This is a genomic window from Variovorax sp. EBFNA2, assembly GCF_033802765.1.
GTDB lineage: Bacteria > Pseudomonadota > Gammaproteobacteria > Burkholderiales > Burkholderiaceae_C > Variovorax > Variovorax paradoxus_H.
Genome location: NZ_CP138496.1, coordinates 5,031,017 through 5,047,351, shown reverse-complemented (window position 1 = coordinate 5,047,351; position 16,335 = coordinate 5,031,017). Strand labels below are relative to the sequence as shown.

General features: G+C 67.6%; 14 protein-coding genes. 1 reads left to right on the top strand and 13 read right to left on the bottom strand.

The genetic code is table 11. The annotated features are described in order from the left end of the window. Window positions 1–28 precede the first annotated feature (28 nt). Entirely contained in the window at window positions 29–1,591 is a 1,563-nt protein-coding gene (lysS, locus tag RZE79_RS23745) for a lysine--tRNA ligase (protein WP_319357097.1), read from the bottom strand. Window positions 1,592–1,713: 122 nt separating this feature from the next. Further along, a complete protein-coding gene (locus tag RZE79_RS23740; RefSeq protein WP_319361267.1) occupies window positions 1,714–2,382 on the bottom strand; it encodes an LON peptidase substrate-binding domain-containing protein in 669 nt (222 codons plus the stop codon). A 25-nt stretch (window positions 2,383–2,407) separates the two neighbouring features. On the opposite strand from RZE79_RS23740, the gene RZE79_RS23735 reads away from it, so the two are divergent. Next, on the top strand, window positions 2,408–2,968 hold the full coding sequence (locus tag RZE79_RS23735; protein WP_056572059.1) for a YggT family protein: 561 nt from the start codon (window positions 2,408–2,410) through the stop codon (window positions 2,966–2,968). 76 nt (window positions 2,969–3,044) lie between these two features. Here the strand turns inward: RZE79_RS23735 and accD are convergent, their stop codons facing one another. From accD to RZE79_RS23680, 11 genes are all read right to left on the bottom strand, one after another. Beyond that, window positions 3,045–3,917: an acetyl-CoA carboxylase, carboxyltransferase subunit beta gene (gene accD / locus RZE79_RS23730; RefSeq protein WP_101493314.1), complete on the bottom strand. Its 873-nt coding sequence runs from the start codon at window positions 3,915–3,917 to the stop codon at window positions 3,045–3,047. A 91-nt stretch (window positions 3,918–4,008) separates the two neighbouring features. Then, window positions 4,009–4,854 (bottom strand): tryptophan synthase subunit alpha, encoded by an 846-nt coding sequence (gene trpA, locus RZE79_RS23725; protein WP_319357096.1) that lies wholly within the window; start codon window positions 4,852–4,854, stop codon window positions 4,009–4,011. Further along, the gene (trpB, locus tag RZE79_RS23720) at window positions 4,854–6,140 is read right to left on the bottom strand and encodes a tryptophan synthase subunit beta (protein ID WP_319357095.1); all 1,287 of its coding nucleotides are present in this window, start codon (window positions 6,138–6,140) and stop codon (window positions 4,854–4,856) included. The genes trpA and trpB overlap by 1 nt, the downstream gene beginning before the upstream one ends. Before the next feature lie 47 nt (window positions 6,141–6,187). Beyond that, window positions 6,188–6,922, bottom strand: a complete 735-nt coding sequence (locus RZE79_RS23715; RefSeq protein ID WP_319357094.1) for a phosphoribosylanthranilate isomerase — start codon at window positions 6,920–6,922, stop codon at window positions 6,188–6,190. After that, the gene (gene truA, locus RZE79_RS23710; RefSeq protein ID WP_319357093.1) at window positions 6,919–7,743 is read right to left on the bottom strand and encodes a tRNA pseudouridine(38-40) synthase TruA; all 825 of its coding nucleotides are present in this window, start codon (window positions 7,741–7,743) and stop codon (window positions 6,919–6,921) included. The genes RZE79_RS23715 and truA overlap by 4 nt, the downstream gene beginning before the upstream one ends. A gap of 31 nt (window positions 7,744–7,774) precedes the next feature. Then, window positions 7,775–10,570, bottom strand: a complete 2,796-nt coding sequence (locus tag RZE79_RS23705) for a FimV/HubP family polar landmark protein (RefSeq protein WP_319357092.1) — start codon at window positions 10,568–10,570, stop codon at window positions 7,775–7,777. A 167-nt stretch (window positions 10,571–10,737) separates the two neighbouring features. Beyond that, a complete protein-coding gene (gene asd, locus RZE79_RS23700) occupies window positions 10,738–11,883 on the bottom strand; it encodes an aspartate-semialdehyde dehydrogenase (RefSeq protein ID WP_153282491.1) in 1,146 nt (381 codons plus the stop codon). Window positions 11,884–11,973: 90 nt separating this feature from the next. Next, complete coding sequence (gene leuB, locus RZE79_RS23695) at window positions 11,974–13,062, bottom strand: 3-isopropylmalate dehydrogenase (protein ID WP_319357091.1); 1,089 nt, start codon at window positions 13,060–13,062, stop codon at window positions 11,974–11,976. Window positions 13,063–13,105: 43 nt separating this feature from the next. After that, entirely contained in the window at window positions 13,106–13,756 is a 651-nt protein-coding gene (gene leuD / locus RZE79_RS23690) for a 3-isopropylmalate dehydratase small subunit (RefSeq protein ID WP_319357090.1), read from the bottom strand. Window positions 13,757–13,770: 14 nt separating this feature from the next. Further along, a complete protein-coding gene (leuC, locus tag RZE79_RS23685) occupies window positions 13,771–15,192 on the bottom strand; it encodes a 3-isopropylmalate dehydratase large subunit (RefSeq protein ID WP_153282493.1) in 1,422 nt (473 codons plus the stop codon). A 46-nt stretch (window positions 15,193–15,238) separates the two neighbouring features. After that, entirely contained in the window at window positions 15,239–16,192 is a 954-nt protein-coding gene (locus RZE79_RS23680; protein ID WP_319357089.1) for a LysR substrate-binding domain-containing protein, read from the bottom strand. Window positions 16,193–16,335 lie beyond the last annotated feature (143 nt).

Sequence of the window (16,335 nt, the reverse complement as noted above, 5' to 3'; positions counted from 1 at the left end):
GTGTGGGGCGTGAAGGGGCTGGGCGTTGTCAGCTTTCCCGGCGCAGCGCCGGGAAAAGAATCACGTCGCGAATGCTCGGCGAATCGGTCAGCAGCATCATGAGGCGGTCGATGCCGATGCCGCAGCCGCCGGTGGGCGGCATGCCGTATTCGAGCGCGCGCACGAAGTCGTGGTCGTAGAACATGGCTTCGTCGTCGCCGCCGTCCTTGGCAGCCACCTGCGCGTTGAAGCGCGCGGCCTGGTCTTCGGCGTCGTTGAGCTCGCTGAAGCCGTTGCCGAATTCGCGGCCTGTGATGTAGAGCTCGAAGCGCTCGGTGACCTCGGGGCGCTCGTCGTTGGCGCGCGCCAGCGGCGAGATCTCGGTCGGGTGCTCCATGATGAAGGTCGGCTGCCAGAGCTTCTCTTCGACGGTCTCTTCGAAGTACATCACCTGCAGGCTGGCGAGGCTGCGCTGCGAGAGCTTGTCTTTTTCTTCGCTCAGGCCGAGCTTGCGCAGGGCGTTGATGAGCCAGGTGGTGTCATCGACCCCGTCACCTGCCTCGGTGTGCTTCAGGATCGCTTCGCGGATCGTCAGGCGCTCGAAGGGCTGGGTCAGGTCGACCGGCTTGCCGCCGTAGGTGAGCTGCTGCGTGCCCACGGCCTTGTCGGCGATGGTGCGGATCAGCGTCTCGGTGAAGTCCATGAGGTCGCGGTAGTTCCAGTAGGCCGCGTAGAACTCCATCATCGTGAACTCGGGGTTGTGCCGCACCGAGATGCCCTCGTTGCGGTAGCTCCGGTTGATTTCGAACACGCGCTCGAAGCCGCCGACGATCAGGCGCTTGAGGTACAGCTCGGGCGCAATGCGCAGGAACATTTCCTGGTCGAGCGCGTTGTGGTGCGTCTTGAAGGGCTTGGCGTTGGCGCCGCCCGGAATCGGGTGCAGCATGGGCGTCTCGACCTCGAGGAAGTCGTGCGACACCATGAACTCGCGCAGCGCGCTCACGGCCTTGCTGCGTGCGGTGAAGCGCACGCGGGCCGACTCGTCGGTGATCAGGTCGACGTAGCGCTGGCGGTACTTCTGCTCCTGGTCGGCCATGCCGTGGAACTTGTCGGGCAGCGGGCGCAGGCTCTTGGTGAGCAGGCGCAGCTTGGTCACCTTGACCGACAGCTCGCCGGTCTTGGTCTTCATCAGCGTGCCTTCGGCGCCGAGGATGTCGCCCAGGTCCCAGCGCTTGAAGTCGGCGTACGCCTCTTCGCCGATGGCGTCGCGCGTCACGTACAGCTGGATGCGGCCGGTGGCGTCCTGCACGGTCGCGAAGCTGGCCTTGCCCATCACGCGTTTGAGCATCATGCGGCCGGCCACACTCACGGAAACGGCCTGCGCTTCGAGCGCGTCGGCCTCGGTGCCGTCGTGCTGCGCGACCAGCGCCGCAGCGCGGTGGCCGGGTTTGAAGTCGTTCGGGAACGCAACCCCCTTGCCTTCGGTCTGCGCCGTGCGCAGCAGCTTGAGCTTTTCGCGGCGTTCGACGATGAGCTGGTTGTCGTCGACGGCGGGCGCCGAGGAAGGAACTGCAGCGGGCGTGGGAATGGGAGGGGTCAGGTGATCGGACATGAGGAGCGGATGAGGCGCAACCGGAGCGTGCGCGGCCCGGCATTTTAGCTGATCGGTCCCGAATCAAACCGCCCGCGAGCGCCCGTCCATCCTGCGCAACACGCTATGAAAAAAGAAGCAAACTATTCAGTGATACCGGTGCGCGCCAGCAGGTCGCTGACCAGTTCGAGGCGCATCAGCGGGCTGTCGAGCTCCATCAGGCGCTGCTTCAGCGCGACCTGCATCGGCACCAGTTCGCACCAGCGGTTGGCCACCCAGCCGCAATCGTCGAAGCGGTAAGGCGCACCGATCGGCAGGCGCACCGTGTCGCCTTGGGCGCGGCGGCGCTCTTCAAGCGTGTCGACGAGGCGGCGCAGTGCGGTGGCGGTGTGGCGCAGGTCGTCGGGGATGGCGAGGGCGACGTCGTCGATGACAGCTTCGACCTCGGCGATCCACAGACCGTTCTTCTGCAGCGCGCTGTGGCGCACGCGAAAGCGCGTCGTGCCGACGCATTCGATCTGCAACAGGCCGCTTTGCGGGGCGTCGAACGCGTGGATGTCGGCGAGCGTGCCGACGGCGGCAAAGCTTTCGGCTTCGGCACCGGCCTTGCGGACCTCGGTGCCGCTCGTCAGGCTGACCACGCCGAAGGGGACGCCGGCCTTGCGGCACTTGCCGATCATGTCGAGGTAGCGGACCTCGAAGATGCGCAAAGGAAGCAATCCGTCGGGGAAGAGCACCGTACCGAGCGGGAACAATGGCAGTGAATGCAGAAGGGGTTGTGTCGTCATCGAAGAACCTTGCGTGGCTATCATCGCATTCCGCTCACGGCTGCGTTCCATGCTCTATCAGATTCCTTCGTTTCTTCTCGACGTGATCGTCGGCCTGCTCGGCGGCGCCTGCCTGCTGCGCCTGTACATGCAGTACCACCGCGTGCCTTTCGGCAATCCGCTGGGGCGCTTCGTGTTCGCCATCACCGACTGGATCGTGCTGCCGCTGCGGCGCATCGTGCCCGCGGTGAAGCGCTGGGACCTCGCGAGCCTGATCGCGGCCTGGCTGCTGGTGATGCTCAAGTTTTTGGTGCTGTGGCTGCTGGCCGGCAGCCTGGCGCGGATCACGGCGCTGCCGCTGGTGTCGCTGGTCGGCCTGCTGCAGCTGGCGGTGTCGGGCCTCACGGCGCTGCTGGTGGTGTACGCGGTGCTGTCGTGGATTCCGGGCGCGTCGCCGATGCTGCTCGACCTGATCTCGCGCCTGGCCGAGCCGCTGGTGCGGCCGTTCCGGCGCTTCATTCCGCTGATCGGCGGCGTCGACCTGTCGCCGCTGGCCGCCATCGTGGTGCTGCAGGTGGTGGCGATCGTGCTGGGCAACCTGCTGGTCTTCGCGTTCCGGCTCGGCGCCTGAGGGCGTTCACCCCAGACAGCAAAACGCCCGCATCGCCTGTCACAGCGTGCGGGCGTTCGGCCGGAGCCTGTAGCGATCAGAGCACCGCGTCGGCCGGCTGGCGCAGCAGCATGGCCAGCGTGCTGGCGATGGTCTTGCGCAGTTCGCGGCGGTCGCTGATGAAGTCGATCGCGCCCTTGGTCTGCAGGAACTCGGCGCGCTGGAAGCCTTCGGGCAGAGTCACGCGCACGGTCGATTCGATCACGCGCGGGCCGGCAAAGCCGATCAGCGCCTTGGGCTCGGCAATCACCACGTCACCCACGAAGGCGAAGCCGGCACTCACGCCGCCCATGGTCGGGTCGGTCAGCACGCTGATGTAGGGCAGGCCCTTCTTTGCCAGGCGCGTGAGCGCGGCGTTGGTCTTGGCCATCTGCATCAGTGAGAGCAGGCCTTCCTGCATGCGTGCGCCACCGGTGGCGGTGAAGCAGATGAAAGGCACCTTCTGCTCGATGGCCGTCTCGACGCCGCGCACGAAGCGCTCGCCGACCACGCTGCCCATCGAGCCGCCCATGAACTCGAACTCGAAGCAGGCCACGACCACGCTGATGCTGTGGACGGAGCCGCCCAGCACGACCAGTGCGTCGGTCTCGCCGGTGTTCTCCAGCGCTTCTTTCAGGCGCTCGGGGTACTTGCGGCTGTCCTTGAACTTCAGGGCATCGACCGGCAGCACTTCTTGGCCGACTTCGTAGCGGCCTTCGGCATCCAGGAAGGCGTCGAGGCGCGCGCGGGCGCCGATGCGGTGGTGGTGGCTGCAGCTGGGGCAGACGTTCTGGTTGTGCTCGAGGTCGGTCTTGTACAGAACGGTCTCGCAGGCCGGGCATTTGATCCACAGGCCCTCGGGCACCTGGCGGCGCTCGGACGGGTCGGTTTGTGCGATCTTGGCGGGTAGCAGTTTTTCAAGCCAGCTCATGGGACTCCGAATTTCTCAGGAAGGAAGCCTTCCTGACACTTAGCTCCCCTCTCCCGCACGGGAGAGGGGTTGGGGGTGAGGGCAGCGGCGATTATCGGCCAGCCGCGTTCTTGGCGGTAGCAGCCGGCAGGGCATCGAGCGCCTCCCGGATGCCGGCCAGGAATTCGCGCACCGTGGGCACCACGTTTTCGCGGGGCTGGTCTTCGATGAGTTGAATGATCTTGGTGCCGATGACCACGGCGTCCGCCGCCGAGCCGATGGCCTGCGCCGTGCGCGCATCGCGGATGCCGAAGCCCACGCCGACCGGAATGTTCACGTGCTCGCGGATGCGCGGGATCATGCGCCCGACCGCCTCGGTGTCGAGGTGGCCGGCGCCGGTCACGCCCTTGAGCGACACGTAGTAGACGTAGCCGCTCGCGATGCGCGCCACCTGCGCCATGCGCTCGGCGGTGCTGGTGGGGGCCAGCAGGAAGATCAGGTCGATGCCGGCGGCCTTGAGGTCGGCGGCAAAGTCCTCGCATTCCTCGGGCGGGTAGTCGACGACCAGCAGGCCGTCGACGCCGGCCGCGGCCGCGTCGCGGATGAAGGCCTTCTTGCCGTGCACGAGGTCGTAGCGCTCGACCGGGTTGGCATAACCCATGAGCACGACCGGCGTGGTCGTGTCCTTGGCGCGGAACGCCGCCACCATCGCGAGCACCTGCTTCATGCCGACACCCAGCGCCAGCGCAGCTTCGCCGGCCTTCTGGATCACGGGGCCGTCGGCCATCGGGTCGGAGAAGGGCACGCCCAGCTCGATCACGTCGGCGCCGGCCTCGACCATGCCGTGCATGAGCTCGGGCGTGATGTCGGCGAAGGGGAAACCGGCGGTGACGTAAGGAATCAGCGCGCGACGGCCCTGTGTTTGCAGGGCCTGGAACTTGGCGGCAATGCGGCTCATCACTTGCCTCCCTTCACGCTCAGACCGCGCATCGAGGGCCGGTCGTAGAAGTCGACACCCGACAGGTCGGCGACGGTGCCGATGTCCTTGTCGCCGCGGCCCGAGAGGTTCACGAGGATCGACTGGTCGGGGCGCATGGTCTTGGCGAGCTTCAGGGCGTAGGCCACGGCGTGGCTGGATTCGAGCGCGGGAATGATGCCCTCCGTGCGGCACAGGTAGTGGAAGGCTTCGAGCGCCTCCATGTCGGTGATGCCGACGTATTCGGCGCGGCCGATGTCGGCCAGGTGCGCGTGCTCGGGGCCCACGCCGGGGTAGTCGAGGCCGGCGCTGATGCTGTGCGTTTCGGTGATCTGGCCGTCGTCGTTCTGCAGCAGGTAGGTGCGGTTGCCGTGCAGCACGCCCGGGCTGCCGCGCAGGATCGAGGCGGCGTGCTTGCCGCTGTCCAGTCCTTCGCCGGCCGCTTCCACGCCGATGAGGCGCGTGCCCGCGAACGGAATGTAGGGGTGGAAGATGCCGATCGCATTGCTGCCGCCGCCCACGCAGGCGACCACCACGTCGGGCTGCTTGCCCTCGGCTTCGCCGGTGATGCCGTCGGCCGCCAGCATGGCGGGCATCTGCGCGATGCACTCGGTGCCGATCACGCTCTGGAAATCGCGCACCATCGTCGGGTAGGGGTGCGGGCCCGCCACCGTGCCGATGATGTAGAAGGTGTTTTCGACGTTGGTGACCCAGTCGCGCATGGCTTCGTTGAGCGCGTCTTTCAGCGTCTTGCTGCCCGATTCAACGGGCACCACGGTCGCGCCCAGCAGGTTCATGCGGTAGACATTGGGGCTCTGGCGCTTCACGTCCTGGCTGCCCATGTAGACCACGCATTCGAGGCCGTAGCGCGCACAGATGGTGGCGGTGGCCACGCCGTGCTGGCCGGCGCCGGTCTCGGCGATCACGCGGGGCTTGCCCATGCGGCGCGCGAGCATCGCCTGGCCGATCACGTTGTTGATCTTGTGCGCGCCGGTGTGGTTGAGGTCTTCGCGCTTCAGGTAGATCTGCGCGCCGCCCATTTCGCGGCTGGTGCGCGCGGCGTGGTAGATCGGCGAGGGGCGGCCGACGAAGTGCTTCAGTTCGTAGTGGAACTCGGCCAGGAAGGCCGGGTCGTCCTTGAACTTGGCGTACGCGTCGCGCAGCTCGTTGATCGCGTGGGTGAGCGTTTCGCTCGCGAAGGTGCCGCCGTAAGGGCCGAAGTGGCCGCTGGCGTCGGGTTGCTGGTAGTCCTGGAATTGGCTTTGCATGGTTCTCGATCGATGGGCCGCAGCCCGAATGCGATCGGGTGCGGCGGCTAACTGGAGAAGGACGAAGCGTCGGCTGCCGAGGCTTTGACAGTGTTCGCCGCATCTGCGGCTCTCACGGCGGCGACGAATGCCCGGATCTTTCCGGCGTCCTTGAGGCCCTTGTGCCCGGGACCGTCGATTTCGACGCCCGAGCTCACATCAACGGACAGCGTCTTGCAGCGCGTCCGCAGGCTGTGAATGCCATCGCTCACGTTTGCAGGTGTGAGCCCACCACTCAAGACGAGGTGAGCGTCGACGGCGGGTGGAAGAAGTGACCAATCGAAAGCCTTGCCGCCTCCACCATAACCTTCGACATGGGCGTCGAGCAGGATGGCTTGGGCGTGGGAGTAATCGGACGCGTATTTTACGAGGTCGAAGCCGGCCCCGGCTGCGCCGAGCGGAATGCGGGCGGCGCGCAGGTAGCGAAAGCGCCCTGGACCGGTGGCCTCCTCGCACTGCGCCGGCGTCTCTTCGCCATGGAACTGCGCCATGGCGCCCGGCACACGGGCCAGCGATGCTATGACTTCGGGAGCATCCGCATTCACGAACAGCAGCACGGGCGTGATGAAGGGTGGCAGGCGCGAGGCCAGTTCGGCGGCGCGCTCGGCGCTCACGGCGCGCGGGCTCTTCGGGTAGAGCACGAAACCGATCGCGTCGGCGCCGGCCTCGACCGCCGCGTCCACGTCGGCCTCACGCGTGAGGCCACAGATCTTGATGCGGGTGCGCGGAGCGAGGGATGTCATGGCGGGCCATCATACGAAGCCCGCTCGCCCTGGAACGTGGCCTCGGCCGGCAGACCCCACTTGGCGTCGTACAACGGGCCGAGGAAGTACAGGCCGTCGGCGGAGAAGGTGGGCGCCGCGACCTTGCGGCTGCGGGCTTCGAGTACCTCGGTGATCCATTCGGGCCGCTCGTCGCCGCGCCCGATGCGCACCAGGCTGCCCATCAGGTTGCGGATCATGTGGTGCAGGAAGGCGTCGGCCTCGAACTCGAAGTGCCAGCGGCAGCGTTCGCCGTCGCCCATGCGAGTGATCTCGAGGCGCCGCAGGTCCTTGACCGGCGAGAGGGCCTGGCAGGCCGAGGCGCGGAACGAGCTGAAGTCGTGCCGGCCCACCAGCAGCGCCGCCGCGGCGCGCATCGCATCGCCGTCGAGCGGGTACATCGACCAGCCGACCCGGCCCGCATCGAGGCTGGGCCGCACGGGCGACTGCGAGAGCACGTAGACGTAGCGGCGCGCCAAGGCGCTGGCGCGGCAATGGAATTCGGCGGGCACCGGGTGCGCCCACTGCACCGCGATGTCGTCGGGCAGGTAGCGGTTGGTGCCGCGCATCCAGGAGAACGGGTCGCGTTCGATGTCGGTGTCGAAGTGCACCACCTGCATCAGGCCGTGCACGCCGGCGTCGGTGCGGCCGGCGCACAGCGTGCTGACTCTGCTGCCGGCGGGCAGCCCTGCGAACTTCGCGAGGGCGGCTTCGAGCTTGTCCTGCACCGTGCGGCCCGAGCGCTGGCTCTGCCAGCCCTCATATGCCTGGCCGTTGTAGCGGATGCCGAGTGCCAGCCTCACGAAGCGATCAGAAGGGCAGTCGGCAACAGGCTCAGCGCAGTTCGGCGAGCAGTTGCTTGGCTTGCGACTTGAGGTCGCCGGCGCTTTCGGCTTCGACTTCCTCGACCAGCGAGCGCGCGCCTTCGACGTCGCCGATGGCCCGCAGTTCGCGCGCCAGCGAGAGCTTCACGGCGTGCGGGTTGTCGTCGCCGTCGTCGTCCAGTTCGGACGGCGAGGTGGCCACAGCCGCAGAGCGCGGTGCTTCGGCAGCGGCAGAGCGGGCCGGCAGTCCGGCGAGGGCGCTCATGTCGAACTCGATAAAGCCCGAATCGGCGGGCAGCGTGTCGCGCAGCATGGCCGGGCGGGTGTTGTGCTCCGCGTCGCTGAGTGACGAGGGGCGCGTGTTGGCGGTCAGTGCGCCGGGGGCGGTGTCGAAATCATTCTCGAGGTCGACAGGTGCTGCGGCGTGGCCGTTGCTCAGCGGGGCCGGGGCGGTCGCCGGGGCATAGACCGACTTCGGCAGGCTGGCGCCCACAGGAGCGGGCGCCGGTGCCGGCGGCTGGGTCAGGTCGAGGTCGAAGTCCAGCGGCGCGACCGAAGGCATGAAGGCCGGCGGTGCCGACGCGACGGGCGGTGCGGCAGGAGGCGGCGGTGCCACGACGGGGGCGGCGGCCGGCTTGGCGGCGGCTGCCAATGCCCCCGCAAACGCGGCGGTTTCGGCCTGGCTCGCGCCACGTGCGGTGCTGCCCGTGCCCGATTCGTACAGCGGGTTGCCCGGATCGAGGTCCTTGCCCATGTCGACCACGCGGTTCCATTCGGAGCCTGCGCCGTTGGTCAGCTTGTGCACTTCGGTGGCGAGGCCGTCGAAAGCGCGCACGTCGCGGCGCTTGGCATGGATTTCGAGCAGCTTGAGGTGGATCGCGGTGCGGTCCGGGTTCAGGCGCAGCGCTTCACGCAGGATTTCCTCGGCCTGCAGGTCGCGGCCGTAGGCAAGGTACACGTCGGCTTCGGCGACCGGGTCGACATCGCCTGCGTCGAGCTGGCTCGGCGAGTACGAGAGTGACGACACAGTGGAGTCGCCGCGGTTCTTGGTGTCGACTGATTCGCCGCCGCTGGCGCCGAAGAACGAGTCCTTGGGAATGCGGCTCTCGAGGAACACGCTTTCGCTCATCTCTTCGCGACGGCGGCCCAGCACGCGGTACAGCAGGAAGCCGATCAGCAGCGCGATCAGCGCGGCGCCGGCGAGCATCAGCGGGTTGTCGAGCAGTTCGTCGAGGAAGCTGCGCTCCGGCGGCGGCGGCGGCGGAGCGGCCTTCACCACGGGTTTGGGTGCGACGACAGGGGCGGCGGCGGCCGCAGCGCTGGCAGCGGCTGCCACGGGGAGAGCGGCTGCGTCGGTGGCCGACGGTGCGGCGGCTGCGCCGGGCGCGGCTGCAGCAGAAGCGGCGGCGACAGGCGCGGTTGCCGCGGCCACCGGTGCGGCGGCTGGGGCCGGCGTTGCCGGTGCAGTGGCAGCCGCAGGCACTGCGGGCGCAGCGACGGGCGCGGGGCTGGCCGTCGCCGTCGGCGTGGTGGCTCCCGTCAGCGGTGCGGGAACGGCAACGCCGGGCGTGGTGGCCGGCGTTGCAGGTGCAGCAGCAGCGGACGATCCGGTGCCGGTACCCGCACCGGCCTTGAGCTTGTTCAGCTCGTTGATGTTCTTCGTGAGTTCGGCGACGCGGTTGCTGCTGTCCTGCGCCTGGCGGGCCTGCGCAACCTTTTCGTCGGCGGCGCGCGCGGCGGCGTTGCCTTGCGACACTGTGAGCTTGTCGGGGGCGCTGGCGGCGGCGTTGCGATCTTCCACGCTGGCCTGCAGCTTGCCCGAGGCCTGGCGGCTCGCGGCGGCCACGTTGGTGGTCGGCGCGTTTTCAGCAAGGCGCTGACGGTAGCTGCCGAAGTCGCGGCTTTGCGCGGTGATCGTGCGGCGTGCGTCGGCGGCCGGCACGGCGCTCGCTGCGGCGGCGTTCGGCAGGTCGAGCACGGCACCGGCCTTCATCCGGTTGACGTTGCCGCCGACGAAGGCGTCGGGGTTGGCGTTCAGCAGCGCGACCAGCATCTGGTCGAGCGAGACATCGGCGGGCTTGTGGGCGGAGGCGATCTTGCCGGCGGTGTCGCCACGGCGCACCGTGACTTGCTCGCCACTGCCGCCGCTGGGCGCGGCGACGGCAGCGCGTGCGGGCGCAGGTGCAGCTGCGGCAGGAGCCGGCGCAGCAGCAGCGGGAGCAGGCGTTGCAGCGACCGCCGGTGCGGGTTCGCGGCGCACACGCGGGGCGGGCGCGGGGCGCTCGACCGGCGTGGCGATCTGCGGTGCGATGGGCGCCACCGGCGCGGCGGCCGCCTGGCGCGTGGCCGGCGGATCGAGCAGCACGGTGTAGTCGCGCACGATGCGGCCCGAGGCGCCGTTGGCTTCGAGCAGCAGGTCGATGAAGGGGTCGTTGAGCGGGCGGTTGCCGGCCAGGCGCACGACGTACTGGCCACCGGCGCGACGTTGCAGCGTGGCTTTCACGTCGCCCAGGGCCGCGTTGTACGGGATGCCCGCGTTCTTGAAGGCTTCGGCCGTGGCGATGTTGATCTTCAGGCCTTCCGCTTCGTTGGCGGCCATTTCCGTGACATCGATCTCGGCACGCAGTGGTTCGCCCAGTGCCGACTGCACCCGCAGCGGCCCGAGCGCGAAGGCGCTGGCGTCAGGGCTGGCGAGCCCCAGCGTCAGGGCGGCGGCAGCGCCCAGGATGGAAAGGCGCCAGCCATTTGACGGCAGGGCGGGGCGGGCGGCCGAAGGGCGGGCCGCGGGCAACAGATGTCTTGTCATGCTGATAGGGGCGGCTCAGGCCCTGAATTTGTAAGAGGACGTTAGCATCATCAACATGCACTGACAAGGCAATGCGCCTGATCTACCCAGTGCGCGCATACTTCCGATGACATCCTGTGTTGCCTTTTGGCAACATTTTTGTATTTCAAGGCCCTGAGCAACCCGCATCAGGCTTCGAGCAGGATGCGCAGCATGCGGCGCAGCGGTTCGGCCGCGCCCCACAGCAGCTGATCGCCGATGGTGAAGGCGCCGACGTACTCGGGGCCCATCGCCAGCTTGCGGATGCGGCCGACCGGGATGTCCATGGTGCCCGTCACGGCCACCGGCGTCAGGTCCTTCAGCGTGGCTTCGCGCGTGTTCGGCACGACCTTGGCCCAGGGGTTGTCGGCGGCGATCATCGCTTCGATGTCGGCCACCGGCACGTCCTTCTTGAGCTTGAAGGTCAGCGCCTGGCTGTGGCAGCGCATCGCACCGATGCGCACGCAGAAGCCGTCGACCGGCGTGGCAGCGGTGCCGAAGCCCGCGCCCTGGCCGAGGATCTTGTTGGTCTCGGCGCCGCCCTTCCACTCTTCCTTGGACATACCGTCGCCCAGGTCCTTGTCGATCCAGGGGATCAGCGAGCCGCCCAACGGCGCGCCGAAGTTGGCGATTTCGGAGGCGCTCAGGTTCTGCTGCTTGTGCAGCACCTTGCGGTCGATCTCGAGGATGGCCGACTTCGGGTCGTCGAGCAGGGAGCGCACTTCGGCGTTCAGCGTGCCGAACTGGGTCAGCAGCTCGCGCATGTGCTGCGCACCGCCGCCCGAGGCTGCCTGGTAGGTCATGCTGGTCATCCACTCGACCAGGCCGGCCTTGTAGAGGGCGCCCACGCCCATGAGCATGCAGCTCACGGTGCAGTTGCCGCCGACCCAGTTCTTGCCGCCCTTGGCGAGCGCGTTCTGGATCACGGGCAGGTTGACGGGGTCGAGCACGATGATCGCGTCATCGTTCATGCGCAGCGTGGAGGCCGCGTCGATCCAGTGGCCGTTCCAGCCGGCGGCGCGCAGCTTGGGGAACACCTCGCTGGTGTAGTCGCCGCCCTGGCAGGTGATGACGATGTCGCACTTCTTCAGCGCCTCGATGTCGTTCGCATCCTTGAGCGCGGTTTCGTTCTTGGCCATCGCCGGGGCCTTGCCGCCGGCGTTGGAGGTCGAGAAGAAGACCGGCTCGATGAGGCCGAAGTCGCCTTCGGCCTGCATGCGGTCCATGAGGACCGAGCCGACCATGCCGCGCCAGCCTACGAGGCCGACCAGAGGTTGCTTGGATGCGTTCGCCATTTCAGTTTGCCCTTAGTGAAGAAAGAAAAAATCAGTCTTTTTTGCCCCCGACTCGTCGGCCGGGGGAGGGCGTGACGAAGCGGGCTGCGGTTAGCCGGTAATCGTCTTTTTGGTGATGGCTGCTACGACCGCGTCGCCCATTTCGCGGGTGCCGACGCGCTTCGTGCCTTCGGACCAGATGTCGCCCGTGCGCAGCCCGGAGGCGAGCACGTGCTTGACCGCCGACTCGATTCGGTCGGCAGCTTCGGGTTGGTTCAGGGAGAAGCGGAGCATCATGGCAGCGGACAGGATTGTAGCCAAAGGATTGGCAACCCCTTTGCCAGCAATGTCGGGGGCGCTGCCGTGGCTGGGCTCGTACAGGCCCTGGTTGCTCGCATTGAGCGAGGCCGAGGGCAGCATGCCGATCGAGCCGGTGAGCATCGCGGCCTCGTCCGAGAGGATGTCGCCGAACATGTTGCCGGTGACCACAACGTCGAACTTCTTGGGCGCCTTCACGAGCTGCATGGCCGCGTTGTCGACGTACATGTGGTCGAGTTCGACGTCCGGATATTCCTTGCCGACCTCGGTCACGATGTCCTTCCAGAACTGGAAGGTCTCGAGCACGTTGGCCTTGTCCACGCTGGTCACGCGCTTGCTGCGCTTGCGGGCCGCTTCGAAGGCGACGCGCGCGATGCGCTCGACCTCGGGACGCGAGTAGCGCATCGTGTCGAAGGCTTCTTCAGCGCCCGGGAAGTGGCCGTCGGTGGCGATGCGGCGTCCGCGCGGCTGGCCGAAGTAGATGTCGCCGGTCAGCTCGCGGATGATGAGGATGTCCAGGCCCGCGATCAGATCGGGCTTCAGGCTCGAGGCGTCCACCAACTGCTCGTAGCAGATGGCCGGGCGGAAGTTCGCGAACAGGCCCAGGTTCTTGCGCAGCCCCAGGATGGCCTGCTCGGGACGCAGCGGGCGGTCGAGCTTGTCGTACTTCCAGTCGCCGACGGCGCCGAACAGCACCGCGTCCGATTCCTTGGCGAGCTTGAGCGTCGATTCGGGCAGCGGGTGGCCGTGCGCCTCGTAGGCCGCGCCGCCGACCAGTGCCGACTCCATCTCGAACTTCAGGTCGAGGACTTCGAGCACCCTGACGGCTTCCGCCACGATTTCGGTGCCGATGCCGTCACCCGGGAGAACTGCGATTTTCATAAGTTGGTCTGAGGTTTTTTGAAAGCGGAAATGCGGTGAGCGGTCACGAGATCATCGTGTGCGCGAGCCAGGGCTTCTGCGTCAGGCGCTCGGTCTCGAAGGCCTTGATCTTGTCCTTGTGGCGCAGCGTCAGACCGATGTCGTCCAGCCCGTTGATCAGGCAGTACTTGCGGAAGGCCTGCACGTCGAACGCGAGTTCGCCGCCGTCCGGCTTCACGACCACCTGGCGCTCCAGGTCGATGGTCAGCGAGTAGCCGGGGAAGGCCAACGCTTCGTCGAACAGCTGCGCAACCTGCGCTTCGCTCAGCACGATCGGCAGCAGGCCGTTCTTGAAGCTGTTGTTGAAGAAGATGTCGGCGTAGCTCGGCGCAATGATCGCGCGAAAGCCGTACTGGTCCAGCGCCCACGGCGCGTGTTCGCGCGACGACCCGCAGCCGAAGTTCTTGCGCGCCAGCAGCACCGAGGCGCCTGCGTAGCGCGGCTGGTTCAGCACGAAGTCGGGGTTGGGCTTGCGGCTGGCCGGGTCCTGGCCCGGAAAGCCGGCGTCCAGGTAACGCCACTCGTCGAACAGGTTCACGCCGAAGCCGGTCTTCTTGATCGACTTGAGGAACTGCTTGGGAATGATCGCGTCGGTGTCGACGTTCTCGCGGTCCATGGGGGCCACGAGGCCCTTGTGCACGGTGAATTTCTGCATGTGATGTCTCCAGATCAGGCGAAGGTGCGCACGTCGACGAAGTGACCGTGCACGGCAGCAGCGGCGGCCATCGCGGGGCTCACGAGATGGGTGCGGCCGCCGGCGCCCTGACGGCCTTCGAAGTTGCGGTTGCTGGTCGATGCGCAGCGCTCGCCGGGCTCCAGGCGGTCGGCATTCATTGCGAGGCACATCGAGCAGCCGGGCTCGCGCCATTCGAAGCCCGCGGCCTTGAAGATCAGGTCGAGGCCTTCGCGCTCGGCCTGTTCCTTCACCACGCCCGAGCCGGGCACGACCATCGCGAGCTTCACGTTCTTCGCGACCTTCTGGCCGAGCTTCTTCACCACGGCGGCGGCTTCGCGCATGTCCTCGATGCGGCTGTTGGTGCACGAGCCGATGAACACCTTGTCGATGAAGATGTCGTTCATGGCCTTGTTGGGCTCCAGGCCCATGTAGACCAGCGCGCGCTCGATGGCGCCGCGCTTGCTTGCGTCCTTTTCCTTGTCGGGATCGGGCACGCGGCCGTTGATGTCGACCACCATCTCGGGCGAGGTGCCCCAGGTGACCTGCGGCGGGATGGTCGCGGCGTCGAGCTCGACCACGGCGTCGAAGGTGGCGCCCGGGTCGGACTGCAGCGTGCGCCAGTAGCTCACGGCCTGGTCCCATTCGACGCCGGTGGGCGCGAGCGGGCGGCCCTTCACGTAGGCGATGGTCTTCTCGTCGACCGCCACCAGCCCGGCGCGCGCACCGGCTTCGATGGCCATGTTGCAGACCGTCATGCGGCCTTCCATGCTCAGGTCGCGAATGGCCGAGCCCGCGAACTCGATGGTGTAGCCCGTGCCGCCGGCGGTGCCGATCTTGCCGATGATGGCCAGCACGATGTCCTTGGCCGTGCAGCCCAGGGGCAGCTTGCCTTCGACCTTCACGAGCATGTTCTTGGCCTTCTTGCCCAGCAGCGTCTGCGTGGCCATCACGTGCTCGACTTCGCTGGTGCCGATGCCGTGCGCCAGCGCGCCGAACGCGCCGTGCGTGGACGTGTGCGAGTCGCCGCAGACGACCGTCATGCCCGGCAGCGTCGCGCCCGACTCGGGGCCGATCACGTGCACGATGCCCTGGCGCTTGCTCAGGAACGGGAAGAACGCGGCGGCGCCGAACTCGGCGATGTTGTGGTCCAGCGTGGTGACCTGCTCCTTGCTGGTCGGGTCGGCAATGCCTTCGTAGCCGCGCTCCCAGCCGGTGGTGGGCGTGTTGTGGTCGGCCGTGGCCACCACCGAGCTGATGCGCCACAGCTTGCGGCCGGCTTCGCGCAGGCCTTCGAACGCCTGCGGGCTGGTGACTTCGTGCACCAGGTGGCGATCGATGTAGAGGATCGCGGTGCCGTCTTCCTCGGTGTGGACGACGTGTTCGTCCCAGATCTTGTCGTAGAGCGTGCGTGCCATGTCGGTCTCTTCTTTCGTGGGGAAATGGATTGTCTGTCGATGCGGTCTAGGCCGCGAGTCGTTCGGTGCCGTCGGCTGAATCGGCCGCCGCGTGCAAGTGGTTCACCAGCGTGCGCGCCGCCACCGGCAGGGTGGAGAAGTCGCGCGCCACCAGCCGGATTTCGCGCGCCGCCCAGGCGTCGTTGAGCGTTACGCTCACGAGGCCGCGGCCGATGCCGTTGTGCATGAGTTCGAAGGCGCGCTGCGGCATCACGCCGATGCCCAGGCCGTTGTCGATCATCCGGCACATGGCGTCCAGGCCCGTGACGTGGATGCGCAGCTTCACGCTGCGCCCGGCACGGAGCGCCGCTTCGTGCATCGCCACGTAGATCGAGCTGTTGGTGTGCAGGCCGACGTGGTCGAAGGCCAGCGAGTCGATGAAATCGATCGTGTCCTGCGCGGCCAGCGCGTGCCCCTCGGGCACGATCAGCGCGAGGCGGTCGTGCCGGTAGGAAAGGCTCTGCAGCTCGCCCGCGCCGCCAGCCACGTGGCACACACCGAGGTCGGCCGCGCCTTCCTGCACCGCGCGGATCACTTCGCTGCTCAGGTGCTCCTCGAGGTCGATCTTGATGGCCTCGTGTTCGCGCGAGAACACGCCCAGGTCTTCCGGCAGGAACTGCACGATGGCCGAGATGTTGGCGTGCACCCGCACGTGGCCGCGCACGCCGTCGGCGTATTCGCTGAGCTCGCCCTGCATCTTCTCGAGGCTGTAGAGCACCGAGCGGGCATGGTGCAGCAGGCTTTCGCCGGCCGGCGTGAGGTCGACGCCGCGCGCATGGCGGTAGAGCAGGGCGGTGCCGAGCGTGGCTTCCAGGTCGGACAGCCGCTTGCTCACGGCCGAGGCCGCAATGAATTCACGCTCCGCCGCGCGCCCGATGCTGCCCAGCTCGCACACGGCCACGAACAGCTGCAGCGACGTGAGGTCGATGCGGCGGGCAAAGTTGCGTTCGGAGGTGCTCATGGGGGCTTGGACATCGCGTTTGGCGATGAGTTGGCTATTTTCTTCCTGTTTTCCAGCCGTTGCCATCGCGATGCGCGATGACCTCGCTGCCGGCTGGCGAGGAGGGACATGCCGAACGGGCAATAAAAAAGCTGCCCGGAGGC

What these genes read in the sequence shown, in the direction of transcription:
- leuD (WP_319357090.1), bottom strand. Translation starts at nt 13,756, where the DNA reads ATGCAGAAATTCACCGTGCACAAGGGCCTCGTGGCCCCCATGGACCGC.
- RZE79_RS23715 (WP_319357094.1), bottom strand. Translation starts at nt 6,922, where the DNA reads ATGACATCCCTCGCTCCGCGCACCCGCATCAAGATCTGTGGCCTCACG.
- trpA (WP_319357096.1), bottom strand. Translation starts at nt 4,854, where the DNA reads ATGAGCCGCATTGCCGCCAAGTTCCAGGCCCTGCAAACACAGGGCCGT.
- RZE79_RS23680 (WP_319357089.1), bottom strand. Translation starts at nt 16,192, where the DNA reads ATGAGCACCTCCGAACGCAACTTTGCCCGCCGCATCGACCTCACGTCG.
- RZE79_RS23740 (WP_319361267.1), bottom strand. Translation starts at nt 2,382, where the DNA reads ATGATAGCCACGCAAGGTTCTTCGATGACGACACAACCCCTTCTGCAT.
- accD (WP_101493314.1), bottom strand. Translation starts at nt 3,917, where the DNA reads ATGAGCTGGCTTGAAAAACTGCTACCCGCCAAGATCGCACAAACCGAC.
- lysS (WP_319357097.1), bottom strand. Translation starts at nt 1,591, where the DNA reads ATGTCCGATCACCTGACCCCTCCCATTCCCACGCCCGCTGCAGTTCCT.
- RZE79_RS23705 (WP_319357092.1), bottom strand. Translation starts at nt 10,570, where the DNA reads ATGACAAGACATCTGTTGCCCGCGGCCCGCCCTTCGGCCGCCCGCCCC.
- RZE79_RS23735 (WP_056572059.1), top strand. Translation starts at nt 2,408, where the DNA reads ATGCTCTATCAGATTCCTTCGTTTCTTCTCGACGTGATCGTCGGCCTG.
- asd (WP_153282491.1), bottom strand. Translation starts at nt 11,883, where the DNA reads ATGGCGAACGCATCCAAGCAACCTCTGGTCGGCCTCGTAGGCTGGCGC.
- leuB (WP_319357091.1), bottom strand. Translation starts at nt 13,062, where the DNA reads ATGAAAATCGCAGTTCTCCCGGGTGACGGCATCGGCACCGAAATCGTG.
- trpB (WP_319357095.1), bottom strand. Translation starts at nt 6,140, where the DNA reads ATGCAAAGCCAATTCCAGGACTACCAGCAACCCGACGCCAGCGGCCAC.
- leuC (WP_153282493.1), bottom strand. Translation starts at nt 15,192, where the DNA reads ATGGCACGCACGCTCTACGACAAGATCTGGGACGAACACGTCGTCCAC.